Source organism: Microbacterium sp. SGAir0570 (genome assembly GCF_005491085.2).
Classification (GTDB): Bacteria; Actinomycetota; Actinomycetes; order Actinomycetales; family Microbacteriaceae; genus Microbacterium; species Microbacterium arborescens.
The window spans coordinates 1-21,099 of record NZ_CP027930.2; the positions used below are offsets into that span (position 1 = coordinate 1).

32 protein-coding genes and 1 pseudogene are annotated in these 21,099 nt (G+C 65.7%); 26 read left to right on the forward strand and 7 right to left on the reverse strand.

Features of this window, described 5'->3' with window-relative positions; all coding sequences use genetic code 11:
- Positions 1 to 375 (forward strand): hypothetical protein, encoded by a 375-nt coding sequence (locus C1N74_RS15980; protein WP_141059868.1) that lies wholly within the window; start codon positions 1 to 3, stop codon positions 373 to 375.
- 68 nt (positions 376 to 443) lie between these two features.
- Here C1N74_RS15980 and C1N74_RS16480 read toward each other — a convergent pair whose 3' ends face one another.
- From C1N74_RS16480 to C1N74_RS16775, 4 genes and pseudogenes are all read right to left on the reverse strand, one after another.
- Positions 444 to 722, reverse strand: a complete 279-nt coding sequence (locus tag C1N74_RS16480; RefSeq protein WP_181405611.1) for a DNA gyrase subunit A — start codon at positions 720 to 722, stop codon at positions 444 to 446.
- A 278-nt stretch (positions 723 to 1,000) separates the two neighbouring features.
- A complete protein-coding gene (locus C1N74_RS15990) occupies positions 1,001 to 1,363 on the reverse strand; it encodes a hypothetical protein (protein ID WP_137751047.1) in 363 nt (120 codons plus the stop codon).
- Between the two features lie 147 nt (positions 1,364 to 1,510).
- Positions 1,511 to 1,966 (reverse strand): RHS repeat-associated core domain-containing protein, encoded by a 456-nt coding sequence (locus C1N74_RS15995; protein WP_137751048.1) that lies wholly within the window; start codon positions 1,964 to 1,966, stop codon positions 1,511 to 1,513.
- Between the two features lie 281 nt (positions 1,967 to 2,247).
- A pseudogene (locus C1N74_RS16775) lies at positions 2,248 to 2,328 on the reverse strand (hypothetical protein); the annotation flags it as partial.
- A gap of 5 nt (positions 2,329 to 2,333) precedes the next feature.
- Here C1N74_RS16775 and C1N74_RS16000 point away from each other — a divergent pair.
- The 3 genes from C1N74_RS16000 to C1N74_RS16010 all read left to right on the forward strand — a co-directional run bounded on the left by C1N74_RS16000 (position 2,334) and on the right by C1N74_RS16010 (position 4,777).
- Positions 2,334 to 2,651, forward strand: coding sequence for a recombinase family protein (locus tag C1N74_RS16000; protein WP_137751049.1), 318 nt, complete (start codon positions 2,334 to 2,336; stop codon positions 2,649 to 2,651).
- Between the two features lie 319 nt (positions 2,652 to 2,970).
- Entirely contained in the window at positions 2,971 to 3,651 is a 681-nt protein-coding gene (locus C1N74_RS16005; RefSeq protein WP_137751050.1) for a hypothetical protein, read from the forward strand.
- Positions 3,644 to 4,777 (forward strand): ImmA/IrrE family metallo-endopeptidase, encoded by a 1,134-nt coding sequence (locus tag C1N74_RS16010; protein ID WP_137751051.1) that lies wholly within the window; start codon positions 3,644 to 3,646, stop codon positions 4,775 to 4,777. Before C1N74_RS16005 ends, C1N74_RS16010 begins: the two co-directional genes overlap by 8 nt.
- Before the next feature lie 257 nt (positions 4,778 to 5,034).
- On the opposite strand, the gene C1N74_RS16015 is transcribed toward C1N74_RS16010, so the two are convergent.
- On the reverse strand, positions 5,035 to 5,220 hold the full coding sequence (locus C1N74_RS16015) for a ribbon-helix-helix protein, CopG family (RefSeq protein WP_112617685.1): 186 nt from the start codon (positions 5,218 to 5,220) through the stop codon (positions 5,035 to 5,037).
- Positions 5,221 to 5,352: 132 nt separating this feature from the next.
- Here C1N74_RS16015 and C1N74_RS16020 point away from each other — a divergent pair, with 132 nt between their 5' ends.
- Together C1N74_RS16020 and C1N74_RS16025 are read left to right on the forward strand one after the other, a co-directional pair.
- Entirely contained in the window at positions 5,353 to 5,817 is a 465-nt protein-coding gene (locus C1N74_RS16020) for a multiubiquitin domain-containing protein (protein ID WP_181405612.1), read from the forward strand.
- The gene (locus C1N74_RS16025) at positions 5,814 to 6,194 is read left to right on the forward strand and encodes an E2/UBC family protein (RefSeq protein WP_181405613.1); all 381 of its coding nucleotides are present in this window, start codon (positions 5,814 to 5,816) and stop codon (positions 6,192 to 6,194) included. Before C1N74_RS16020 ends, C1N74_RS16025 begins: the two co-directional genes overlap by 4 nt.
- Here C1N74_RS16025 and C1N74_RS16030 read toward each other — a convergent pair.
- Positions 6,149 to 6,625: a hypothetical protein gene (locus C1N74_RS16030; protein WP_137751054.1), complete on the reverse strand. Its 477-nt coding sequence runs from the start codon at positions 6,623 to 6,625 to the stop codon at positions 6,149 to 6,151. The genes C1N74_RS16025 and C1N74_RS16030 overlap by 46 nt on opposite strands.
- A 136-nt stretch (positions 6,626 to 6,761) precedes the next feature.
- On the opposite strand from C1N74_RS16030, the gene C1N74_RS16035 reads away from it, so the two are divergent.
- From C1N74_RS16035 to C1N74_RS16110, 18 genes are all read left to right on the forward strand, one after another.
- A complete protein-coding gene (locus C1N74_RS16035) occupies positions 6,762 to 7,433 on the forward strand; it encodes a ThiF family adenylyltransferase (protein WP_258318062.1) in 672 nt (223 codons plus the stop codon).
- 118 nt (positions 7,434 to 7,551) lie between these two features.
- On the forward strand, positions 7,552 to 7,884 hold the full coding sequence (locus tag C1N74_RS16780; protein ID WP_219994774.1) for a DUF6527 family protein: 333 nt from the start codon (positions 7,552 to 7,554) through the stop codon (positions 7,882 to 7,884).
- On the forward strand, positions 7,881 to 8,177 hold the full coding sequence (locus C1N74_RS16040; RefSeq protein WP_137751056.1) for a hypothetical protein: 297 nt from the start codon (positions 7,881 to 7,883) through the stop codon (positions 8,175 to 8,177). Before C1N74_RS16780 ends, C1N74_RS16040 begins: the two co-directional genes overlap by 4 nt.
- On the forward strand, positions 8,177 to 8,488 hold the full coding sequence (locus C1N74_RS16045; protein ID WP_137751057.1) for a hypothetical protein: 312 nt from the start codon (positions 8,177 to 8,179) through the stop codon (positions 8,486 to 8,488). Before C1N74_RS16040 ends, C1N74_RS16045 begins: the two co-directional genes overlap by 1 nt.
- Positions 8,488 to 8,826: a hypothetical protein gene (locus C1N74_RS16050; protein ID WP_137751058.1), complete on the forward strand. Its 339-nt coding sequence runs from the start codon at positions 8,488 to 8,490 to the stop codon at positions 8,824 to 8,826. The genes C1N74_RS16045 and C1N74_RS16050 overlap by 1 nt, the downstream gene beginning before the upstream one ends.
- 19 nt (positions 8,827 to 8,845) lie before the next feature.
- Positions 8,846 to 9,424, forward strand: a complete 579-nt coding sequence (locus C1N74_RS16055) for a hypothetical protein (protein WP_137751059.1) — start codon at positions 8,846 to 8,848, stop codon at positions 9,422 to 9,424.
- Positions 9,402 to 9,767, forward strand: coding sequence for an RES family NAD+ phosphorylase (locus C1N74_RS16060; RefSeq protein WP_181405614.1), 366 nt, complete (start codon positions 9,402 to 9,404; stop codon positions 9,765 to 9,767). Before C1N74_RS16055 ends, C1N74_RS16060 begins: the two co-directional genes overlap by 23 nt.
- 297 nt (positions 9,768 to 10,064) lie before the next feature.
- Positions 10,065 to 10,307 carry a hypothetical protein gene (locus C1N74_RS16065; RefSeq protein WP_137751061.1) on the forward strand — a complete coding sequence of 81 codons (243 nt, stop codon included), beginning with the start codon at positions 10,065 to 10,067 and terminating at the stop codon, positions 10,305 to 10,307.
- A gap of 299 nt (positions 10,308 to 10,606) precedes the next feature.
- A complete protein-coding gene (locus C1N74_RS16705) occupies positions 10,607 to 11,584 on the forward strand; it encodes a helix-turn-helix domain-containing protein (RefSeq protein WP_258318051.1) in 978 nt (325 codons plus the stop codon).
- Positions 11,585 to 11,955: 371 nt separating this feature from the next.
- Positions 11,956 to 12,534: a hypothetical protein gene (locus C1N74_RS16075; protein ID WP_258318052.1), complete on the forward strand. Its 579-nt coding sequence runs from the start codon at positions 11,956 to 11,958 to the stop codon at positions 12,532 to 12,534.
- Positions 12,534 to 13,895: a hypothetical protein gene (locus C1N74_RS16080; RefSeq protein WP_258318053.1), complete on the forward strand. Its 1,362-nt coding sequence runs from the start codon at positions 12,534 to 12,536 to the stop codon at positions 13,893 to 13,895. Before C1N74_RS16075 ends, C1N74_RS16080 begins: the two co-directional genes overlap by 1 nt.
- Positions 13,895 to 14,458 (forward strand): hypothetical protein, encoded by a 564-nt coding sequence (locus C1N74_RS16710; RefSeq protein ID WP_258318054.1) that lies wholly within the window; start codon positions 13,895 to 13,897, stop codon positions 14,456 to 14,458. The genes C1N74_RS16080 and C1N74_RS16710 overlap by 1 nt, the downstream gene beginning before the upstream one ends.
- Before the next feature lie 990 nt (positions 14,459 to 15,448).
- Positions 15,449 to 15,712 carry a glutaredoxin domain-containing protein gene (locus C1N74_RS16085; protein ID WP_137751062.1) on the forward strand — a complete coding sequence of 88 codons (264 nt, stop codon included), beginning with the start codon at positions 15,449 to 15,451 and terminating at the stop codon, positions 15,710 to 15,712.
- Positions 15,709 to 16,344, forward strand: coding sequence for a hypothetical protein (locus C1N74_RS16090; protein WP_137751063.1), 636 nt, complete (start codon positions 15,709 to 15,711; stop codon positions 16,342 to 16,344). The genes C1N74_RS16085 and C1N74_RS16090 overlap by 4 nt, the downstream gene beginning before the upstream one ends.
- A 41-nt stretch (positions 16,345 to 16,385) precedes the next feature.
- Positions 16,386 to 16,595 (forward strand): type II toxin-antitoxin system HicA family toxin, encoded by a 210-nt coding sequence (locus tag C1N74_RS16095; RefSeq protein WP_114587669.1) that lies wholly within the window; start codon positions 16,386 to 16,388, stop codon positions 16,593 to 16,595.
- A gap of 11 nt (positions 16,596 to 16,606) precedes the next feature.
- Positions 16,607 to 17,041, forward strand: coding sequence for a hypothetical protein (locus C1N74_RS16100; RefSeq protein ID WP_137751064.1), 435 nt, complete (start codon positions 16,607 to 16,609; stop codon positions 17,039 to 17,041).
- A gap of 129 nt (positions 17,042 to 17,170) precedes the next feature.
- The gene (locus C1N74_RS16105) at positions 17,171 to 17,932 is read left to right on the forward strand and encodes a ParA family protein (RefSeq protein ID WP_258318063.1); all 762 of its coding nucleotides are present in this window, start codon (positions 17,171 to 17,173) and stop codon (positions 17,930 to 17,932) included.
- Positions 17,929 to 18,318: a hypothetical protein gene (locus C1N74_RS16110; protein ID WP_137751066.1), complete on the forward strand. Its 390-nt coding sequence runs from the start codon at positions 17,929 to 17,931 to the stop codon at positions 18,316 to 18,318. The genes C1N74_RS16105 and C1N74_RS16110 overlap by 4 nt, the downstream gene beginning before the upstream one ends.
- Before the next feature lie 586 nt (positions 18,319 to 18,904).
- On the opposite strand, the gene C1N74_RS16115 is transcribed toward C1N74_RS16110, so the two are convergent.
- Entirely contained in the window at positions 18,905 to 19,222 is a 318-nt protein-coding gene (locus tag C1N74_RS16115; RefSeq protein WP_114587665.1) for a hypothetical protein, read from the reverse strand.
- Between the two features lie 364 nt (positions 19,223 to 19,586).
- Between C1N74_RS16115 and C1N74_RS16120 the strand changes: the two genes are divergently transcribed.
- The gene (locus C1N74_RS16120; RefSeq protein WP_258318055.1) at positions 19,587 to 20,579 is read left to right on the forward strand and encodes a hypothetical protein; all 993 of its coding nucleotides are present in this window, start codon (positions 19,587 to 19,589) and stop codon (positions 20,577 to 20,579) included.
- A gap of 1 nt (position 20,580) precedes the next feature.
- Complete coding sequence (locus C1N74_RS16125) at positions 20,581 to 20,862, forward strand: hypothetical protein (RefSeq protein ID WP_114587663.1); 282 nt, start codon at positions 20,581 to 20,583, stop codon at positions 20,860 to 20,862.
- The last annotated feature ends 237 nt before the right edge of the window (positions 20,863 to 21,099 follow it).

Genomic DNA, 21,099 nt, shown 5'->3' on the forward strand with positions numbered 1-21,099 from the left:
ATGGTGGCGGTCTTGGTGATGATGACCGGCTGCACCACAACTGCCCCGGGCGAAGCAGACTCTTTCGGTTCATGGTCTGAACGCATGCTGGCTGAATTGTCGACGGGTGACTCGGGGCCAGCGGGCGGCGGGTCGAACACGTCGGCGGTCGGCTTCGAGGTCGGATCGCCCGGTCGGTACACGGTTGCAGCTGCGTGCCGCGGAACTGCCGTCGTTCAGCTGCTCCTGACTTCAGCGGGAAGAGAGGTCGGTTCCGTAGACGTTCCCTGTGGCGCGACGGCAACGACCGAGATCGAGCTGCGCGATCGCGAGTTGGTCATGGAGACGCAGGCGATTGGCGACTGGTACGTCGTGCTCACAGCGGTGCAGCCGTGACGCATGTCCTGCAGGCCCATGACGTCCCGCCCCGCCGAAAACGATCGATTCCGGCGAGAACGCCGGGGTCAGTACCCGTTGCGCTCAATCTCTGCGTCTAGAGCGGCAAGCTCATCTCTGACCTTTTGTCGCTCGGGCGGCGACAGCCGGTGCATCTGCATCGTCAAGACGGCCTCAGAAGGAATCTCAGTAAGGCCGAAGGCGTCCTGCACGGCCGCTCTCACCTGGTCACGTCCGCCTTGGGTCGTGGCGCAGATCTGGACGAACTCATCAAGCCGGTCCAACACCGCGACGTAGGCTGCGACGATCTCTCGTCGAGTAAGCAGGTTCTTCCGGTCGGCTGTCATGGCGGCAACCCTACGGGCCAGCACACCGTCAGCGCCTGCCAATAACGATCGTTTCCGGGACGTTCGGGAGCAGGCGGAACCCACGCCGATATACAGCGCGATGCCGTTCGATCGCGCTGCACCGTTCGAGGTCACAGACGCTCGGCAGGCGCCCACCGCGCAAGCGAATCGGGATCGCGTCATGACCCAGCTCCTCGTTCGTGAACTGGCTCACGAGGTAGCTGATCCGTCTTATGGATCTCGACGCATCGTCAGCAGCCGGGCATCGCCTCCGACGTCTACCTCATAAGGCCGACGCTCAGGGCGAGTACGCCCATGATCAGAATGACCGCACCGGATAGCACTATCCAACCGGGCACTTGGCTCGTTCTCTTGTTCTGAGCCGGGTCCTCAATGCCACTCTCCGAGCGTATCCTGGCGCGCTCGTGCTCTATCTCATCCCTCCGCAGGTGCACGGAGTGTCCGAGAAACGCGACCGGGTCAAGATTCTTGCCGTAGAGATCGCGCTCCTCTTGATCGAGCCGTCTGAGCCGGTCCTCCGCGGTTCCGTCGTCGTCTCGGCCACCTTGATCAGACATCGTTGTCCTCGCGGTCACCTCGACGCCGCCGCACCACGCCGGCGACGATGAGTGCGACAGCACAGACGCAAGCCGCAATGGACACAACCCACGCAACGAGGGGCCGCGACCCTGCGAAGCCGGCGGCTAACGACAGCGACGAAGCTACAAGCAGCATGACCCCGAGACCGATCACCCGTGTTCCGCTCATGTTCCGCATGCTCTCAGACCCTACTGGCAGGACTCTGTGGCAGATGCGACATCGAACGCTGTCGCTACTCCGTTGAGCAGGAAGGCGGTGGTGACGAGGGTGCCGAATCCCAGCGTCACGCTGCCAGAGAGCAACCCAAGGATCTGAACAGCCGTGTACGCCCCGCCAATAACAGCGGTGACATCCAAGGCACACTGCCATCCGGCAAGACCTGTCGGATCCTGGATATTGATCGGATTACAGCTGGCGTATGCATAAGCGTTGTCCTCTTGGCCTGAGGGGTCCATCTGGGTGAAGCGGCCTTGGGTGGTGTCGTAGTAGCGGGCCCCGAGCTTGTAGATGCCTGCGCCTTCGTGGTGTTCACCGATGTAGCGGAGGTTGTTTGCGGCCACGGCTCCGTTGGTGGAGGTGGCGCGCGCTTCGCCGTAGGGCGCGTAAGAGTACCCGCCGCTGTATGTGCCGGTGGCGGTGAACATGCCCACGATGGAGCCGAGGTGGTCGTGGACGTAGTAGTGCTGCCCGCTCGCCCGCAGCCCACCGGTGCGCCATCAGGGGTGCGGGTGTAGTTGTGGGTCTGGTTCCCGCTGGTGCGTTGCATCAGCCCGAGCGCGGAGTTGTTGAATTGGACAGACCCCGCGCTGAGGCGGTCGGTGTTGCCGGTGTTGAAGTACGTGTTCGCAGTGTTGCCGATCTGGGTGGCCTCGCCGCGATCTCCGTAACTGGTTGTGGTGCCTGTGACGCCGTTGCGGGTTTGGTTGCCGGCGGCGTCGTAGGTCCAGGTTGTCGATTGTCCGGTGGCGGAGGTCAGCTGGTTCGCGGCGTTGTAGCCGTAGTTGATGGTTCCTGCAGGACCTCGACGCGCGCCAGGTGAACATCGTCAGCCTCACAGAGCCGATGATCGACACGACGTCGCCCATGGGCCGCGCCCTGTTCGGGATCGTCGCGGTGTTCGCGCAGTTGCGTGTGGACACGATTCGCGAGAACACGCAACGCGGCCTCGAGTACGCGCGTGCGCAGGGGAGGGTTGGTGGCCGGCCAAGTGTGATGACTCCGGAGCGAATCGCGGCGGCTCGACAGTTACGCGCCGAACGTCATAGCTGGGAGAGCATCGGCCGTGTGCTCGGTGTGGGAGCCTCGAGTGTCCGCAGGGCGTTGCAGTGATCGCTGTATATACCCTCCAGCCAAGAAGAGTGCACCCAGGAGGCGCGAAGGCTGGACGGCCCGGTGATGGCGACGGTCTTTGGCGAACGGTGGGGGCGGAAGGCGTACCGGGCTCCACGGGGCGACGCTCGCGAGAGTCGCCACGGGTGCGGTCGTTGTAGCACCGGTGAGCTGGGGTTCGGAGGGCCCGTAGGGCCGTTGAGCGATGCGCCATTTCGGAACACGGCACCAAATGAAGCCCTGACGCGCGAATCGTGTTCTATATTGAAGTCTTAGTCGTGGCGAACTTCGGCCGTGACCTTCGAGACGGGACGCACTCATGGCCTACAACACACCTGCCGAGGCCTTCGGTGAGTATGCGAGCATGGCTCGCGAGCTCATCATCGAAGTCGTTCAGACTCGCCACGACAGCTCCGCTGATGGTCATGATGCCGCGAAGACACGGTTCCTGAACTTTTTTGGCAGCCAGTGGCGTGATCTGTTGTGCGACGCACGCGATGCGTTCAAGGAGCGAGGTTTCGAGACCTACAAGCTCTCTCCGGGCGGCTACCGCGTTCCGATCGTCAACGACGCGCTGCTCTTCGTGACTCGAGTCCCCGAGGGCGTCGACGTCGTTCGAGACTTCGCCTCGAGCAAGACCCGCGTGAGCAGCTTCTTCGCCCGTCGCGACCCGGAGCTTTTCGGGAACAGCTTCATCGACGGCGGAGAGGAAGCCCGCAACGCCGACGAGGTAGAGCGCTTCGAGAAGATGGTCGAGGCGGCCGGCGCCGTGATGCCCGTAGTTCTCGTCATGGTGCACTCGACACCACGTCAGCTCTCCTCCATCGACTGGGCGGTCGCGGAGTACCGCTCAGGGCAAGTGCACCTGCACGGTGAGGAGTCCATCTGGTCCGACGATTACGCTGGCGAGGGCATCGACTTTGACGTCGAATCGTTCGACAGTGGCGTGCCCGCAGCGCCTGTCGTCGGGCTCGCTCGGGACCTGACTTCCGATGAGTGAGCTTCCACCAACACTGTTCGACTTCCCAAGCAGCAGGTCGTCCGGCAGGTTCGAGCCGGCGCGACTTACGCAGGCCCGCGCCCGACAAGGCCTGAGCAAGTCAGAACTCGCTGCGGCAGTGGGAGTCTCGTCTGCCGCAATCGGTCAGTACGAAGCTGATGTCAACGCGCCGCGATCCGAAGTGCTTGAACGGCTCGCACGCGCATTGAAAGTGCACCCTGACTTCTTTGACGTTGGCCGCCCGATGGCTCGGATCGAGACTCTCAACGCGCACTTCCGAAGCCTGCGATCCACGCGGGTCAGCGATCGGCAGCGTGCGCTCGCGACCACGACACTGATATGGGAGCTGACTTTCGCGCTCGAGCGATACATCAAGCTCCCCGAAGCGGACCTGCCGGTACTTCCCGCGCGAACGTCACCGGCGGATGCCGCTCAGGCTCTTCGCGCGCATTGGAATGTTCCGGACGGGCCCGTGAAGCACCTCGTAGCAACATCCGAGTCACATGGCGTCGTCGTGGTGGTTCTTCCGCGGGGCGAAGTGGAGCGCGTCGACGCCTTCTCGGCGCTCATTGTCGAGCGGCCAATCGTAGTCACGACGCCGTCTCGGACGGAGAACGTCTTCCGACACCGGTTCTCGATCGCACATGAGATCGGGCACCTGCTGCTGCACGCCGACTCCGATGAGCAGAGTGCTGCGATCGAGCGCGAAGCCGATGAGTTCGCGGCAGCGTTCCTCACCCCAGCAACAGCAATGGACGTCGTGCTGCCCCAGCGTCTGGATCTCGCCGCGCTGGACCGGGTGGGACGAACGTGGGGCGTGTCACCGCACTCGCTCGTGCGACGCATGGTCGAGCGGAACAGGGTGACAGAGTCGTCCGCTCGCAGGGCCTATCAGCGGCTCGCAGCGAGCTTCGATCCAGACGCTGACCCCACGAGCTCGTACCCGGGGGAGGTGCCGACGCTCCTCCGCAAAGCAGCTGATCTGGCGGCCGCGTACGGGACGAACGTGCCGGCGCTTGCAGAGCTGCTCCGGCTTCCGGCAGCGCAGGTACGCGATCTCCTGGGCGAGACCGACGCCCGTCCTGTACTGCGGCTACTCGACGGCGGGCTCAGCGAAGCGGGGTAGATCACTCCCTAGCGTGCGTGCTGTGTCCACATCTGCTTTGTATGGGTAGAACGACCACGTCGCGGCGTTGAGCAAGCTGCGTCGACGGTCGTGTCGCGGAGCCCGGCGTCATGAGTTATCGACGCGCCCGCCGTCTGACATAACGTCGATTATCGGTGAGACGCTGAGCGGCCCGTGAACGGTCTCCACGGCACTCGGTCCGAGACATAGAAAGGGCGTCCGGCACATCTGCCAGACGCCCTCTCTATGTCTTCCGCTCAGCGCAAGAGGCCCTGCGCTCGCTCGATTCGCTCCCGAAGTCCCTCCTGGAACTGGTCACTTTGGCTGACGGTCTCGATGTGGGTGGCGATAGCCGCTCGGATCACGTCCGAGATGGGTCGGTTCTCGATGCTGGCAACCGTCTCTAGTTGCTCGGCTTGCTCGACCGGCAGGCGAATGGTCATTGCTTTTTGTTCCGGCATGCCTCGATTTTGCCACCAAATAGGGGGTATTGCAAGCAATCATGGCTATCCGGCTGCAAGACACCGAAGATGTATGGTATCGTGGTATCACCTACTAGTCCTGAGGAGGACACCATGAGCGACAGCTCCGCATCCCGCGCAGGGAAGATCACCATCCACATCGACGGCGAGCCCTACAAGATCCACGCCGGCCCGACTCCCGTCGCCGCGCTGCGCGCACTGCGCCAGCCGCCCGTCCCGGACGACAAGGATCTCTGGCTGGACATCGAGGACGAGCAGGACCAGGAACTCGACCCCGTCGGCAGCATCAACGTCACCGACGGCATGCGGTTCTTCACCGAGATCGACGCCATCACCATCCGCATCGACCGCGTCGAGTACGAGGTCTTCGAGCGCAAGATGACCGGCGCCAAGCTCCGCACTCTGCCGAGCCCGGACGTCGCCGCCGACCGCGACCTCTGGCGCGACATCCCCGACAAGCGCGACGTCAAGGTGCAGGACGAGGACATCGTCCACCTCAGGGACGGCATGCGGTTCTTCACCGCCCCCGGCCGCATCAACCCCGGACAGGAGTCGTGAAGCTCCCCGAACCGGACCGCGAGTTCCTCGACCGGTCCGGAATCGCCTACCGCGTCTTCGACGACGGCGGCATGCTCAATGTCGAACTGACCGACTTCCCCCTGCCGCCCGGGCTGAACGCGACCACCGCCAGCGTGCTGTTCCGTCTCTCGGCCAGCTACCCCGACACCCCTCCGGACATGTGGTGGATCATCCCCCACCTGACCCCGGTCGGTGGTGGGGTGATCCCCGCCACGGAGATCATCGAGACCTACGACGGCCGCAGCTGGCAGCGCTGGTCGCGGCACCTGGACCCGGCCGCCTGGCGGTCCGGAATCGACGGGTTGGAAAGCTACGTGCGACTGCTGCGCACCGAGCTGGGGAGCGCCGCCGCATGAGCGCCACCCTCCGCCTCACCGGCCCCCTGCACGTCGGGCTGGTGGCCATGGCCACCAGCCCGATCGAGACGGGCGCCGTGCTCCTCGCCCACCAGGTCGTCACCGACACTGGCGAGGTCATCCTCCTCGGCGACGAACTTATCGCCGTCCCCGACGACGCCTACGAGATCCGCACCGACCGCGCACTGCAGATCACCTCCGACGGGTACATCCACGCCCTCAAGACCGCACGCGATCGTGGCGCAATCGCGCTGTGGGTCCACAGCCACCCAGGGAACCGGGCAATCCCCCGCCCCAGCATCCACGACCGCGGCGTTAACGATCAGCTCGAACCGCTCTTCGGCGACCGTACCGAGACCGACCAGTACGGGTACCTCGTGGTCAGCCAAGACAGCGGTGCTCTGACCTTCACCGGCGAGCTCAGCGGCCACATCACCACCCCATCACGCGGCTGTCCGCGATCGGGGAACGGTGGATCTTCCGCCCCGCCTATGACTCCCCCGCGGGGCAGATCGCGCCCTGTTCGACCGGAACATCCGCGCATTCGGCGACGGCATTCAGAACACCATCAGCAGCCTCACCGTCGCGATCGTCGGTGCCGGCGGCACCGGCTCGGCCACCGCCGAGCAACTCGCCCGCCTCGGCGTCCGCTCGTTCATCCTGATCGACCCCGACACCCTCTCCGACTCCAACACGACCCGCGTCTACGGCTCCACCCCCGCCGACGTCGGCCGGGCCAAGGTCGATGTCCTCGGCGACCACCTCGAACGCATCGCCAACGGGGTGCATACCACTCGCATCCAGGGCACCATCCTCACCGAACGCATCGCCCGCGCTCTCATTGGTGCCGACGTCGTGTTCGGCTGCACCGACGACAACGCCGGGCGTCTCCGGCTGTCTCGCCTGCCGTACTACTACCTCATCCCCGTGATTGACTGCGGTGTCCAGCTCCCCGCCGACGAGCACGGCATCATCGCCGGCGTCTTCGGTCGAGTGACCACCTTGCACCCGGGCGCCGCGTGCCTCACCTGCCGGGACCGGATCGACTTCGCCCTCGCCGAAGCCGAGACGCGCTCCACAGATGAGCAGCAGCGCCTCGAGAAGGAGGGCTACGCCCCGGCCCTGCCCGGAGTGGAACCGGCCGTGGTCGCCTTCACCACCCTCGTCGCGGCGACCGCCGTCAGCGAGCTGTTGGAACGCCTCGTCGGCTACGGCGATACCCCACCCCGTCCGAACTGATCCTCTACATCCACGACCGCACCCTCCGCGGCAACATTGAGGACCCGCACCCCGGGCACTACTGCGACCCGACCATCCGGCGGGTCGGAACCGACCGTGACATGTTCCTGGGGCTGAATTGGACCTCCTGAACCGTTTCCGATACTGGCGGCGATGGAAAGTCGGTCTGCACGTCGATTCCGTCAACGACGTCCCGACCCGCCTCCGCCGCCGACAGGCCGTCATCGTCGGCACCAGTCACCAGAAATGGCTCGCCTTCGACTGCCCCTGCGGAAACGGGCACCGGGTGCTCCTCAACCTGGACGGGAACCACTACCCTCGGTGGCGCATCGCCAGTGAGCTTCCGCTCACACTCATACCCAGCGTCGACGAAGAAAGCGCCGCTGGCCACTGTCACTACATCGTGCGCAACGGACGCATCCGATGGGTCGAACGAAAGGGCCGCAGATGATCACCGAGCCGAATCCTGGCGAGGGCGACGACGAAAAGCCCGAAACTTTCGTTCCGACACCGGTTCCGACCCCTGAACCAACCCCAGGCCCGCGCATCCCCTCAAAGACCCCTCTCTACGAGGCGATGAACGCTGCCCGCTACGCGCGCCAGGCCCTCATTAAAGAGATTGAGCAGCTCACCAAGACCAGCCTGATCTGCTACGTCTCCCCAAACTCCGAGATCGAGCGAGACGATGTCATCGCCATGGTCGACCTTCTGCACAACACGGTCCCCGGCGCCCCATCGATCTGATGCTGCATTCACCAGGCGGAGACATCGATGCCGCTGAGAAGCTGATCACCCTCATCCGCAAACGAGCCGGCACCGCACCCGTCAGAGTGATCGTGCCCGACTACGCCAAAAGCGCCGCCACCCTCATCGCCCTCGGCGCCGACGCCATCCTCATGTCCGACTCCTCAGAACTCGGCGCCATCGACCCGCAGGTAGACCTCCCCAACGGCAAGGGGCACCTCCAAACCATCTCCGCACAGGGCTACCTCGACGCGTTCAACAAGTGGGCGGAGATGCTTCGGGAGAACCCCACCGATCCGTCGCCCGCCTGATGATCGACAAGATGGAACCCAGCACGATCCATCGATTGGAGCAAGCCACGACGCGGTCACGAAAGATCGCGGCCGCCCTCCTGGCGACGGGCATGATCAAAGACGAGGCTGAAGCAAACGCGATTGTGGACGAGCTCAGCAATACCCGAAAGTGGCACTCCCACGGGCAGATGATCCCCCAGGAAGCGCTGCTCAAACTTGGGCTGAGCGTCAAATACCTTGCCCCGCACGACCGTCAGTGGCAGCTCTACTGGCGCCTTTTCTGCCTCCAGATCACGGCCGCCAACGGTTCTATCAAGCTCTTCGAGGGGTCCTACGCTTCGCTCCCGTTGCCGTAGCGGTCGCGAGGTCGACAGCGTGCTCAACGCCGAGTGGAGGCCGGTGTCGAACCCGGCGGAGGGTGCGACGTCCCGCGAAGGCCAGAGCAGCGCCCACTGCAGCCAGGACATTGTCGACCGCCTCGGAGCGACAAAGAGCCCCCAAGCGGACATCGTCGGCCCTGCTTCACCCAGCAGCGGCCTCCAACGTGAGCTTGGTGTCGAGCGCGGCGTCATCTCCAAGGCCGTGAAGTCGCGGAGGATCGCCCTCCGGCTGCCCGCCGACGGCGAGAACCTCTACCCGGCCTTCCAAGACCGCAGATTACCGGCTTGTACTCGGGTTGAACAGGTGCTTACCGTGCTGCAGTCCGGTATCGACGACCCGTGGACGTGGACGCAGTGGCTAAATACTCCCGGAGTGACGACAGCGGCCAGGACCTCCCTCGCGCCTATCGACCTTTCCCTTGCCGGCGAGCTGGGCGCCGTGCTCAACGAAGCACGTTACGACGCCGCGTTTGGCCGCGTGACCGCCTCGCACGCCGCCCGGGCTGACCTCAAGGCGCGCCCCGACTGTCATCTTGCCCGCAACGGCACCCTTGTACCGCTCGCACGGCGCTAGCCGTGACGCCTGGTACTACGACAACGGCACGGAGGGACGGTTCAACCTGCACGGCGCACGCGGGACGTCCTGCACTTCATCGAGCGTGGACACTGCCGTGCGAGAGAAAGTGCGTGGTCGAGTGTCGCGCATAAGGGCCGTGTCCCGAAACCTTGCGGGCTCGTTCGTCGTGGCCATCCTCACCGAGCGCCGGTGTGCTGCTGTGAATCATGTTGACGCCGCGAAGCACGGCATCGTTCGCGAGCTGACGACCATGGCGAACTACTCGGTGCCTCAGTCCTGGGCCAAGGCATTCGAAGATGCCGGCTTGGACGGGCTGTCCTACGGCTCGGCATTCGACTAGTCCCGCGACGTTGACGACGACGAGATCAAAGGCGATGCCAGCCAGGCGCAGCGCTGTGCGCGTATTCGTGTAGCCCTTGGCCCGTACACCGTGACGTGAATGCTCATCGTTCCTGATCCTCTCTGCGGTCCTCTGCCGTCCAGCCGATGCCTCGCCATCGGCTGATGCTTGTCCGACGTGCTTCCCCATGCCGCCAGCGTCTCGAGCGATTGACACGTACGTGTCACTCTCTCTTGATCTATGGCAACACGCGGCGTGTTCCTCGCGACTCGCTCGATCTATGGCTAGTGTCGCGGTATGACCGACCGTCGTCTCCCGTGGGGTTCGCGTGAGAACCCAGTGAGCCTGGGTTGGGCGATCGAGCGGGTTCGGAAGGACCGGCTCAGTCAGCTCGCCCAGCACGCCGGCGTTTCGAACGCCGTGTTCCTGGAGGCGGTCATCGACCACCTCGAAGAGGAGCTGAACGAGCGCGGGCTACCGACCTGGTGGCCGGAGCAAGAGCCTAAGGACGGGGAGCTGCCTATCAGCGACGTCGCATAAACGACTTCGCCCCCCGCAGATGCGAGGGGCGAAAGAGTCAAGTCCGATCCGGTGAGTTTGCCGACCTGGCGGATCGATAGTCCCAAACACCTGCCACGAGTGGCAGGCCCTTGGCGTACCCGTACGGGAGTACCGAACGGATGGTTCACATGGTAGCTGCTGCTGCCCCTTTTGCAAGCACTGACGCACGCGACGTTGGCGAGTCCCGCTCGCCCCGCTCGTCGTGGGCGCTGCCGGCGCCCTCCGGGGCGTATGGCCTGCTGCGGGCTTGGGTATCGGGTAACGCGTGGTTTGACGCCGTGATGGACGCCCTGGCCACGCCCGAGGGTGAGGCGCTACGGCGTGCCGCTCGGGTAGCTCCGGGCACGCTGCTGCGGGTCGCGTACGACGACCGGATGTCGGCCGATCGATCGACGGGCCGGGACGTCACGACGGCTCACGAGACGGTCGCAGAGCGGCTGGGCATGAGCGCCAAGACGGTGCAGCGCGCACGGCTGCTGCTCGAGGCGATGGGACTCGCGGTGACGGTCGTGGGAGGCCGCTATCTGACGAACGAGGAGCGCGAGCAGGCCCGACGTACTCACGGAGGCGACCAGGTGCGCGCCGCGTCGACGCGGGCGCTGGTGATGCCCTCCACTCCCCCCTCGACGCGCTCGACGTCGGCGCCGGCGAAACCCGAATCTGTGGAGAATGTCCACCTACCTGTCTCTCCGTCAGGAGAGCAGGTAAGTCACCTTCCTGAATCATCACCAACGCGCGCGATGCGCGCTCGGAAGGGCACCGCTCCGCGGCGCCCAGCAATGACGAAGAGGAAGATCGAGACGACGCCTCGGAGCTTGGCAGTGCAGCAGCTCGCAGCTCGTCTCGTGCAGCGGATGCCGTGGCTCGGAGAGCGACAGCACATCGGCCGGTTGTGCCGTCTGCTCGGCCGATTGAAGCTGGTCGAGCGAGGCTGGACCGCGCAGCAGATCGTGGATCAGATCGAGCGGCACAGCCGCTCGGCAGGGATCCAAGTGGCACCGGCCGTGGCCCAGCGGAACCCGCTGGGGTACTTCGCTTGGCTTGCGGATCGAGCTATCTCCGCGGATGAGCTGGCACCGTTCGAGCAGGTCGCTCGGGAGCGTCAGCAGCGGATCGCGGCTGCTCAGGAACGAGCTGCCGCAGAGCAGGCGCGCCGGCAGCAGATTGCCGCTGAGGCGGCCGAGATCGACGCGGTGATCGCGGCGATGCGCCAGCAGTTCCCGAAGCGGCCGAGCACCCCACGCCTATTCGTCTGAGTATTCACTCAGAGCGAATAGGCAAACGAACCGATTTGGTTCGTTTGCCCCTGTCCTACCGTCCCCACCACGCTTCGCGCTTACCAACCACCGGCCCTCAGCAGATACTCTGTTCGGGACGGTGGTTGGCAAGTTCTGGTGGGGACGGCAGGACAAGGGCGGTCCAAAGATGGAAGGGATTGTGTGGTGGTGAAGGTGGGTGTGCGGTGCAGATAACGGCTCGGGATGAGCGGCTGTTCGAGTGGCTGCGAGAGGTGCGGCTGGCAGATGCGGAAGCGCTGCGGTGGGCTCTGGCAGCGGCGGATGGGCGGAGCGAGCCGGTGACTGCGCGGCGGGCTCAGCAGTGGATCGCGCGCGGCGTCGAGGCCGGCGTGATCGAGAAGGCTCGGCCGATTTTTCGGGATGGTTCCGTTGTCTGGCTGTCTCACGCAATGTCGGGTCGAGCGGCACCCAACCTGTTCCGTGCGACGACCCGCCATGAGGTCGCGGTGTCCGCGATCTCGGTGCGGTTCATGGCTGCCGGCTACGCGTGGAGCCGGGACCGTCAACCAGCGTCGACGAGGGAGCACGCGGCGGACGGAATCGCCCGCCGTGGGGAGCGCGTCGAGCGGGTCGAGGTGGAGCTGACAGCGAAGACGCTGGCGCGGTACCAGAGCATCCTTCTCGGTCACGCTCGGTGGCTCACCGAGGGGGTCGAGCGGGTGGTTTATGTCGGTACGGCGGCAGCGATGCGGGCTGTCTCGCGTGAGGCCGACAAGTGGGTTCACCCGGCGGTCCGCGATCGCCTGGTGACCGTGGCCGCGCTCGACGAGCGGGGCCATATCGAGGGAAGCCTCGACGCCCTCTGGGCGTCTTCCCCCAATGACGGTCAGGTCGTCGAAGAACAGACGATGGAGGCGCCGCGGACTCTGCCGGCGCCGACGCTTCCGGTATGGGGAGGTCGGGACTGATGAGCCAGAACAACACCCAGCAACAGTCGTCCACGGACGCCACGACCGAAGCACTCTTCGGGGTGGTCAAGATAGTGCTCGCCCTGGCCTTCACCGTGATCTTCCTCCCGTTGGCCGTGCCGCTACTCGCGGTCAGCCTGACGGGTAACCGGATAGCTAAGCGACACTGGTTCTGGATTACCCACAAGTGGCACCCGTGGGTGAACACCGCAGCGATCGTCATCGCCGCGGCAGTGCTCACGGCCGAGATCGTGGCGTTGACGGGCTGGATCACCAGTGGCGACGCCCGTACGTTCGTGCAGCAGGACGGCTGGCCCCTCGCACTTGTTGAGTGGTGGTGGCCGTTCCTGCTGGTCAACCTGCTGCTGGGCGTGCTGCTGCTGCCGGTCGCCTGGGCCTGGCGGCGCCGTCAGCTCGCGGAGCTGGTGCGGAACCGGAAGATCCCCGATGTGCTCACGCAGGAGCACATCGAGAGCGCCCGCAAGCGGGCAGCCGATATCGTCACAGCTCGCACGCTCGGGCTGCGGCTGGACTCGCGCACCGGTTCGCTGACGCCGCTACGCGGCGGCTCCCCCATCGTCGCTCCGCACCCCGTGCCCGCGGTGCGCGCACGAAACGGTGCGCGGGAGAAGGTGACCTTGCAGGGCATCGGTATGGTCGAGCGCCCCACCATCCGCACCTTCGGTGACCGGATGCAGGACACCCGGCGGGTGCCCGACTGGACCGACGATGCCGGCCGCTACGTCGTGCTCCCGGAAAGCGCCGGCGCCCAGCGCGTGCTCATGTTCGCCGAAAGCGGCTCGGGAAAGTCCGTGCTGCTGCACGACGCGATCCTCGCCGTGCTCGAGCTGGGGTGGCCGGTGTTCTTCATCGATGCGAAAGGCGACCCCGACGACGCCGAGAAGCTCGCCGCCGTCGCGGCGGCCCGCGGTCACTCCGTGCTCGTCGGTGAACCGTGGAACCTGTTCACCGGCTCCGCGGCCGAAATCACCACGAAGCTGATGCGCACCCTCCCCGGTCCTCCGGAGACGGGCAGTTCTACAACGACGAGGTGGAATCGGTACTCAACGCGATCCAGAGCCTCCGCCCGCTCACGGGCATGCGCGACCTGTTCACTCGGCTCAGCAACATCACGCCAGAGGACGTCCGCGATGGGGCTCAGTTCGCGATGCTCACCGCGCCCGTCGACAAGCAGGGCACGCCCCGGGTGTTCCGGGTGCGGGACCGGCTGCTTCTGGCCCTCGGGCCGTTGGAGCCGCACCTGGCGGCGTCGGGGTGGAGCTTTGAGAACCGCACCGCGGAGCTCACCATCGTTCCGCTTGCTCCCTCCGACCGAGCCCAGGCCACCGTGGGCGACCTGATGCTCGTCGACCTCCGCCGTTACATGAGCGCAAGGCTGGCCCGCAGAGACAAGACACCCGCTGTGGTGTTCGTCGACGAGTTTGCCCAGCTCGTCACTGACGACAGCGACCCCGGCGACATTGCCGCATCGATGTTCGAAACTGCCCGGTCGGCGGGGCTCGGGCTGTGGCTTGCCGCTCAGTCCGTCGCCGGCGTCTCGCAGGACGACACACGGCGACGTCGCGCGCTCGCGAGCGGCGCCGCCCTGATCGTGGGTCGCTCTAAGGACCCGGAGGACATTGTGACCTTCGCCGGCACGGCGATGCGGCTCGAATCGTCTGGCGCTGCGACCGGTGAGGAGCTGCGATCGGCGCGAGCTCAACACACCTATGTCATCCCACCCGACGACGTGCGTCGCGCGGCCGTGGGGCAGTTCTGGATTGTCCAGGGCGGCGCGATCGCGCCATTCCGGGCGCTCCCCTCCCCCACGATCCCGGCCGGCGCCCACGCAACGCCGGCGACGGACCAGGCCGAGCCGACAGCGGACCAACAGGAGCGCGAGCCCCAGACCGAGCCGCAATGAGAAATCGGTAGGTTCCTCGTATGCGTCCCGCAAAGCCCGTCATCGTCCATATCATCTGGGCGGTGGCGGGCTTTGCAGCGGGTGCCGCTGTGGCGCTGCTGTGGGTGTGGAGGTTTTGACGCGAACTGGGTCGGTGCGACCGGCACCTGGTTCGGGGCGATCGCGACCGTGCTTACGTTGCTGTGGGCCGTGCAGACCTTCCGCGCCGACCAGACCCGCAGGGAGGTGGAACGAGCCGATCAGGAGGCCGCTCGCGTTCAAGCTGCTGTAGACGAGCGCCGCGAGGTAGAGGAAGCGGAAAGGCGATCCCAGGCGGCAGCGGTCGAGCAAGCCAACCGCGTGACGGTAGCGGTTTTCCCCAATGGAGCGTCTGGACGCAACAACGACATGAACGTGGACAGTGTGGTTCTCCGTATCACGAACGAATCGCGGGAACGCATCATGTTCAAATCGTTCAAGTTGGGGGCCCGCTGCTCTCGCGCGCTGCGCTCGCGGAGCCCATAGGCATCGACGCGAACGACACTCATCGCCTCACAGTGCGTGTAGCTCGCGTCCGCGTTTCTGATCGCGAGGCTTCCGGACGCGAGCCAATAGCCCGATTCGTGGCGGAAATCACCTACACGGTCGCGGGTCAGACGTGGACCCGTAGCTCCGTCGCGCCCGCACGATTGATTCGGCCTGAGAACGAGGGCCCAGAGAGCTGAGCCGGCGCACGAGGCGCCGGGCGGGCTCTGCCCGTAGACGACGGCCGCGATGCGGCCGCAGTCCAGCGCCCTCCGGGCGCACGTTTTTCTGCCGTGAAGCCTTCGGCAGCGTACGGTCGGCCAGCCTGAGCGCAAGCGACTCCCCCGAGATTTTCGGCACGCGGTCGCTGTGCTCCCTTATTTCGCGCCGAAATTCTCTCCTCCGCTGCTTGCGCTCAGGCCGTCCTCCCTAGCGGCGACAAGTCGCCTTCACGGCAAAAAAACGTGAGGGGGAGGAGAGAAGATCATGGGCGCAACAACCACAGGCCGGGTCACGGTGTTCAGCCGTGAGGGGTGCGTGCAGTGCAACGCCACATATCGGGCCCTTGACGGTCGCGGCGTCGACTACCGGATCGTTGACGTCGACGAGCTGCGCGAGGGCGCGGCCGAGGAGCTGCGAGCCCTCGGGTTCACCCGCCTCCCCGTGGTGAAAGTCCCCGGCACTTCGGCATGGTCCGGGTTCCGCCCCGACCTCATCGAGGAGATCGACCCCGAGGCGGTGAACGCATGAGCGCCACCGTCGCCGCTCCCCTGGTCGCCGCAATCGAGCAGGCGTGGGCCGATATCCGCGAACGTCACCCCGAGGTTCCCGAGGTCGTCGTCACGATCGGCAGCGGGAGCGAGGCCAAGGGGATGAAGCTCGGACACTTTGCCGCAGCGCGATGGGTGCGCGGTGAGGACGAGCTGCACGAGCTGTTCGTCGGCGGTGAGGGCCTGGCCGGGGGCGCCGCGTCCGTCCTCGCGACGCTGCTGCACGAGGCCGCACACGCGGCCGCACAGTCCCGCGGTATCCAGGACACCAGCCGTCAGGGCCGCTACCACAACCAACGATTCAAGAGCATTGCCGAAGGCCTCGGGCTCACCATCGAGCACGATCAGAGCATCGGATGGAGCGTGACCACACTCCCCCGCCACACCGAAGCCGAATACGCCGAGACGATCGCGACCCTGCACACTGCGATCACCGCTCACCGCCGTGCCGAAGTGATCGCCACCGGCGGAGGACGGAAGAGCAACAACAACGGTGCGGCAGTCGTCTGCGGATGCGGGCGGAAGGTCCGCGCCTCGCTCACCGTCATCGAGGCGGGCCCCATTATCTGCGGGATCTGCGGCACCCCGTTCGAATCCGAAGAAAATAGCTAGGCCCCCTTGCATTGCAGTGCTAGGGGGACTAGCATAGTCTTATGACCAAGCGACAGAAGCATCGGGATGTGGCGAAGTTCCTGCGCTCGAAGGGCTGGGAGCACGTGCGCACCAAAGGCAGTCACGAGACGTGGAAATCGCCAGACGGTGCCATGACGCTAGTGGTTGCCGCCCACGGCGGCGAGGTATCTGCGGGCATCGTGCGACAGATCCAAAACGTCTTCGACGACACCCCGAGTACCTGGAACTGAGAGGAGCCCCCATGACGCGCCAGCTCGCCGCACGCGCCTACCGAGACGAAGACGGGTGGTGGACGATCGAGATCCCCGAACTCACAAGCTCCTCCCCCGCAGGCGGAACGATCATCGCGACCGGCGCGGCAACGACCTTCCGAGGCATCGAGAAGGCCGCTCACGAACTCGCAGCAGCATGGCTCGATGACGACTCGGTAACCGTCGACGTCGACGTCGTGATCCCCGAAGACGTCGCCCAGCTCTGGAAGGACAGCACGGCCGCCGAGGAGGCCGCCCGCGAACAGCAGGCACGGGCTGCCACCCTCCGCCGTGACGCCGTTCGAGCGCTACGAGCCCAGGGCTACCCCGCCGAGGCCGCGGCGGCAGCGCTCGGCATCAGCCGCCAACGCATCGACCAGCTCGGCAAGTCCGCGCCCGTGCGGACCAGCAAGCTCGCGTCGTAAGAGCCCCAGGCGAGGCACCACGAAACAAGAGAGCTAGCTTTCTTGCTAGAAAGCTAGCTAGTCAGATAGACAGAAAGAAAGCTAGCTGGAAGGCTAGCTAGAAGGTAGGATTGAAGCATGCAAACCGTGATGGTCTACAGCGAGGCGGGCGGAGTCAGCAAGACGACCGCGGCGGTATCGGTGGCGATGACCTCGGCCGAAGCCGGACATCGCACGGTGCTCATCGACCTCGACCCCCGTGCGGCATCGACGAAGTGGACGCGCACTGAGCCGGTGGGGGAGGGGCTGCACGTCGGAGCGATCCTCGGCGCCAAGGAAGAGCCCACCGGTTGGGCGCAGGATCTCGCCGTGCCGAGCCGTTGGCACGAAATGCTGCGCGTGATTCCCTCCGCTCGCGACCTCAGCAACCGCGAGAGCGAGCGCGACGACTACGCCGAGCTGCGGCTTAAGGCGTCCCTGGTCGACCTCGACGCTGACGTCGTGGTGATCGACTGCGCGAACCGCCAGGGCGGCCCCCTCACCCTGTCCGCTCTGCATGCCTCGGACCGGGTGTTGTACGCCGCTACGGCGTCCGATTCGGGCATCGATGGGGTGACCGGTGCGAAGCGCACCGTGGAGGCGTTCAGGCGCAGCATGGCGCGCCTGGGAGCGGCAACCGGGATCGAAGAAGCCGGCGTCACGATGACCCGTGACGGCACGGGCTTCTTGTCCTACGCCGAACAGGATGCGATCGACCAGGTGCGCGAGCTCGCGCCGATCATCGAGCCGATCGTCCCGCACCTGGCGATCGTCCCCGAGGTTCGCATGGCGGGGGAGTGGTACGGCGCGTACCGCAAGGGAACGCCGGTGCGAGAGGCATACAGCGAAGTGATGCGAAAGGTGATCCGATGACCGCGAACCAGCCCGACCGGCCCGCCCGTTCCCGCCCACGTCCCGCTCCCGACGCCGGGGTTGACCCGATCGATTACAAACCCAGCCCCGCACCGGCACCGGCGCCGGCAACCGTGTCCAACAGCCCTATCGAGGGCAAGGGCGCCGAGGCGCCCGCGGCAGCCCCGTCGCATGCTCCGACGACGAACGCGCGGTTCGCTGCGTCGACCCCGCCGGCCCCCGTCGCTGGGGGTTCGGAAGTGACCGTCCAGCTCGCGACGCGCATCAGCCCCGACGTCGCGGCCGTGCTCGATGCCGCAGTCGCGCGCGAGAAGGCCAGGCGCGGAAGCAAGGCTTCAAAGCGCGTACTCGTCGAAGAAGCGATCCTCGCGCTCTGGAGCCAATAACCGCAGCGCCAAGCCGAACCACCCGTGCTGACCCCAGTACTTTCTTAGCGGAGGTCCGACTATGAGAAACAAAGGGCACGGGCGGCTCAGAGCTGCCCTAACGGCCGTTTTCTTTGTGGCGGGATCGTTTCTCGTAGTCGGACTTGCTGCGCAGTACCTGGAAACGAGGGTCAGCGCAGAGGCGCAATGTCAACTTGCTCCGCCTGCCAACGTTGCCTTGACAGAGCAGGCGCTGACGTACGCCGAGGCCTCTGCATGGCCCATCGGGCGGCAGTGCACTTGGTTGCTTGCAGACGGCACTACAGCCACGATTCACTCGAGCTGGACAGTCACATTCCTGACAGTTGGTGCAACCGCCGTCTGCATCTTGCTCGCTGTGTGTGCGGGCTACCTGGCACACCGGACACGCGACCGCCTGCTGTGGGGTCTTGCTTCCGTGAGCGTTGTCGCCCCCGCCCTGACGTGGATCATCCTTGGCTGGGCTGCTTCCACCTTTCAATACGGAACAGTCAGTTAGTTGAAAGCGCAGATGGCACTCGGGTTGACACGTACGTGTCAACCCCGAGTGCCATGTCGGCGTGCGTGACTACCTGAGAACCCAGCTCACGAACGCGAGAAGTTCGGTCGTGACTCGTTCCCGATTCGCCTTGTACTGCGGGCGCCTGCCGGCACGCGAATGAGCGGGCATGTTCGGGTCTGTCACGTAACCGCGCTCTTCAAGCTCTGCGAGGGCTTCGACAGTCGTCGTCACCGCAAGGCCGGTGGCTTGTGTGATCTCGGCGCGGGATGCGGACTCGACGCTGAGGAGGTACCGCAGGCAGATCAGGCGCGATTCGTTCTGAATGACCCGATGCGCGTTCAGCGGTTCCCCCGTCAGGTCGGGTATCGGGGTGCGAATCGGCATGCGTTCATTGTGCCAGCAGTGGTATGACCCAGATTGTTAAAGCACTCTCATCCAACATCTCGGATAACGCGTTACCGTTGACCCGAGGGTGAATTCACGCTCCCCGCGGGCAGCGTGTCCTCGCTCGTCGTTAGCATGGTGCACGCAGGGGGTGCGATATGACCGAGAACGTTGGAAATACAAGCTTTCGAGGCGCGTCACGCGCGGAGGGGTACATCGAAGAGCCGGAGACTGATCCGCTCGACGAGGCCACCCACGTTGTCCCCCAAAAGGGGACAAGACGCTTAATGCGGCTGGTATCTCGTCGGAGGAGATGCTGGCTCGGTTCCGCAACGACACACCGCGGTTTGAGGAAGCGCCGGCAGTGACCAAGGCTCCCCTTCCGGATGAAGCGCACGGTTCGGAGGACGTACCCGGCGGCGTGCCGTCTGTCGATCTCCGAATCAACCGACGCGAGCGCGCCGCGGAGTCGCCGTCGTTCGGGTGGCGGGCGATCGCCCGCAATCTCGGCTTCACCGTGAAGCAGAGCCCCGCCGAAGCGCGGGCCGCCGAGCTGGGCAGCGCCCGCTCCCTGATCCGACTGTCGCGGTGGCAGCGCAGCGTCGGCATCCTCGTCGCAAACCCCAAGGGTGGCGTGGGCAAGACGCCGCTCTCGCTCGCAATCGGTGGCTGCTTCGCCACCATCCGCGGGGGAGGGGCGGTCGTTGTCGAGGTCGCAGACGACGCCGGCGCTCTGTCGGTGCGTTCCGAGGGGCGCGCGTCCGTAGGCGTTGCCGAGCTGCTGCGCGACCTCGACCAGATTCGTGGCGCCGGCCACCTTGCCGGCTACGTCTCCCAGCAGACCAGCTACGCCTCCGTCATCGGAACGGTGGGAGATCGTGACCCACTGAACGGTGATGACGTCAAGCGGATCACGAGCAAGGTAGACGAGTTCTTCCCGGTGCGCGTCATGGATACGGGCAACCAGCCCAGCTCAAGCGCCTTCCACGGCGCGCTCGAGGTGACTGACGTGCTCGTGATTCCCGTGCTCGACGCGCTCGACGCGTTGCAGGGCGCGATGCAGCTGCTCCGACACCTCCACCAGCTCGGTGGCCACGCGGCGCACCTGGCCCGAAACGCGATCGTGGTTCGCACTCACGACGGGCGCCCCGAGGACTCCGAAGTGAGCGCGTACGCGGACGAGCTGATCGAGAAGGCCGGCATCCGGGCCGTCTACCACGTGCCGATGGATCGCCACATCGCGGAGCGGACGACCCTCACATACGGACAGCTCGCACCGGCGACCACCGACGCGATCACCTTGCTCACCGCGGGCGTGGTCGATCACCTCAACACCGAACTCCGAAAGGCGCAGTGACATGCAGAACCCTCTTGACGGGATCATCCCCGACTTCACAATCTTCGGCGCCCAGTTCACCGAACTCTGGCAGAAGATCCTCGCCGGCGTCTGGGGCATCGCGATCGTCTTCGTGATCGTCGCCCTCATCATCGGCATCGTCAAAGTGGCTCAGAACGGCGAGAGCAACCCGCAGGCCGTTGCCGAGGGCAAGAAGCAGGTCCTCTGGTCCTCTATCTCCCTCGGCGGCCTGGTCGCCCTGGCTGTGATCGTCGGCGCAATCATCGCGATCTTCCAGCCATGAGCACGCCGACGACTGCACCCCGCCGTCGCTGGGTCTGGGCCGCGATCATCGCGGCCGCCGTGCTCCTCGTCGCCGGTGGCATCGGGCTTGGCTTGGTCTACGGCGGACGAGGCGCCGAGCCGGCACCGCAGTCGCCGGCCGAGCCCACCAACCCCCAAACCCCGTCGACGCCCGCCAGCACCTCCCCCCTGCGCTGGCGGGCGTCGACGGCTGCCTCGGAGGCGACTCACGGGGCCC

Bases quoted from the DNA above. Each gene is read 5' to 3' on its own strand.
- C1N74_RS15980 (WP_141059868.1), top strand. From the start codon at position 1: ATGGTGGCGGTCTTGGTGATGATGACCGGCTGCACCACAACTGCCCCG.
- C1N74_RS16480 (WP_181405611.1), bottom strand. From the start codon at position 722: ATGACAGCCGACCGGAAGAACCTGCTTACTCGACGAGAGATCGTCGCA.
- C1N74_RS15995 (WP_137751048.1), bottom strand. From the start codon at position 1,966: ATGTTCACCGCCACCGGCACATACAGCGGCGGGTACTCTTACGCGCCC.
- C1N74_RS16005 (WP_137751050.1), top strand. From the start codon at position 2,971: ATGGCCTACAACACACCTGCCGAGGCCTTCGGTGAGTATGCGAGCATG.
- C1N74_RS16010 (WP_137751051.1), top strand. From the start codon at position 3,644: ATGAGTGAGCTTCCACCAACACTGTTCGACTTCCCAAGCAGCAGGTCG.
- C1N74_RS16015 (WP_112617685.1), bottom strand. From the start codon at position 5,220: ATGACCATTCGCCTGCCGGTCGAGCAAGCCGAGCAACTAGAGACGGTT.
- C1N74_RS16020 (WP_181405612.1), top strand. From the start codon at position 5,353: ATGAGCGACAGCTCCGCATCCCGCGCAGGGAAGATCACCATCCACATC.
- C1N74_RS16040 (WP_137751056.1), top strand. From the start codon at position 7,881: ATGATCACCGAGCCGAATCCTGGCGAGGGCGACGACGAAAAGCCCGAA.
- C1N74_RS16045 (WP_137751057.1), top strand. From the start codon at position 8,177: ATGCTGCATTCACCAGGCGGAGACATCGATGCCGCTGAGAAGCTGATC.
- C1N74_RS16050 (WP_137751058.1), top strand. From the start codon at position 8,488: ATGATCGACAAGATGGAACCCAGCACGATCCATCGATTGGAGCAAGCC.
- C1N74_RS16065 (WP_137751061.1), top strand. From the start codon at position 10,065: ATGACCGACCGTCGTCTCCCGTGGGGTTCGCGTGAGAACCCAGTGAGC.
- C1N74_RS16080 (WP_258318053.1), top strand. From the start codon at position 12,534: ATGAGCCAGAACAACACCCAGCAACAGTCGTCCACGGACGCCACGACC.
- C1N74_RS16710 (WP_258318054.1), top strand. From the start codon at position 13,895: ATGCTCGTCGACCTCCGCCGTTACATGAGCGCAAGGCTGGCCCGCAGA.
- C1N74_RS16085 (WP_137751062.1), top strand. From the start codon at position 15,449: ATGGGCGCAACAACCACAGGCCGGGTCACGGTGTTCAGCCGTGAGGGG.
- C1N74_RS16090 (WP_137751063.1), top strand. From the start codon at position 15,709: ATGAGCGCCACCGTCGCCGCTCCCCTGGTCGCCGCAATCGAGCAGGCG.
- C1N74_RS16095 (WP_114587669.1), top strand. From the start codon at position 16,386: ATGACCAAGCGACAGAAGCATCGGGATGTGGCGAAGTTCCTGCGCTCG.
- C1N74_RS16100 (WP_137751064.1), top strand. From the start codon at position 16,607: ATGACGCGCCAGCTCGCCGCACGCGCCTACCGAGACGAAGACGGGTGG.
- C1N74_RS16105 (WP_258318063.1), top strand. From the start codon at position 17,171: ATGGTCTACAGCGAGGCGGGCGGAGTCAGCAAGACGACCGCGGCGGTA.
- C1N74_RS16110 (WP_137751066.1), top strand. From the start codon at position 17,929: ATGACCGCGAACCAGCCCGACCGGCCCGCCCGTTCCCGCCCACGTCCC.
- C1N74_RS16115 (WP_114587665.1), bottom strand. From the start codon at position 19,222: ATGCCGATTCGCACCCCGATACCCGACCTGACGGGGGAACCGCTGAAC.
- C1N74_RS16125 (WP_114587663.1), top strand. From the start codon at position 20,581: ATGCAGAACCCTCTTGACGGGATCATCCCCGACTTCACAATCTTCGGC.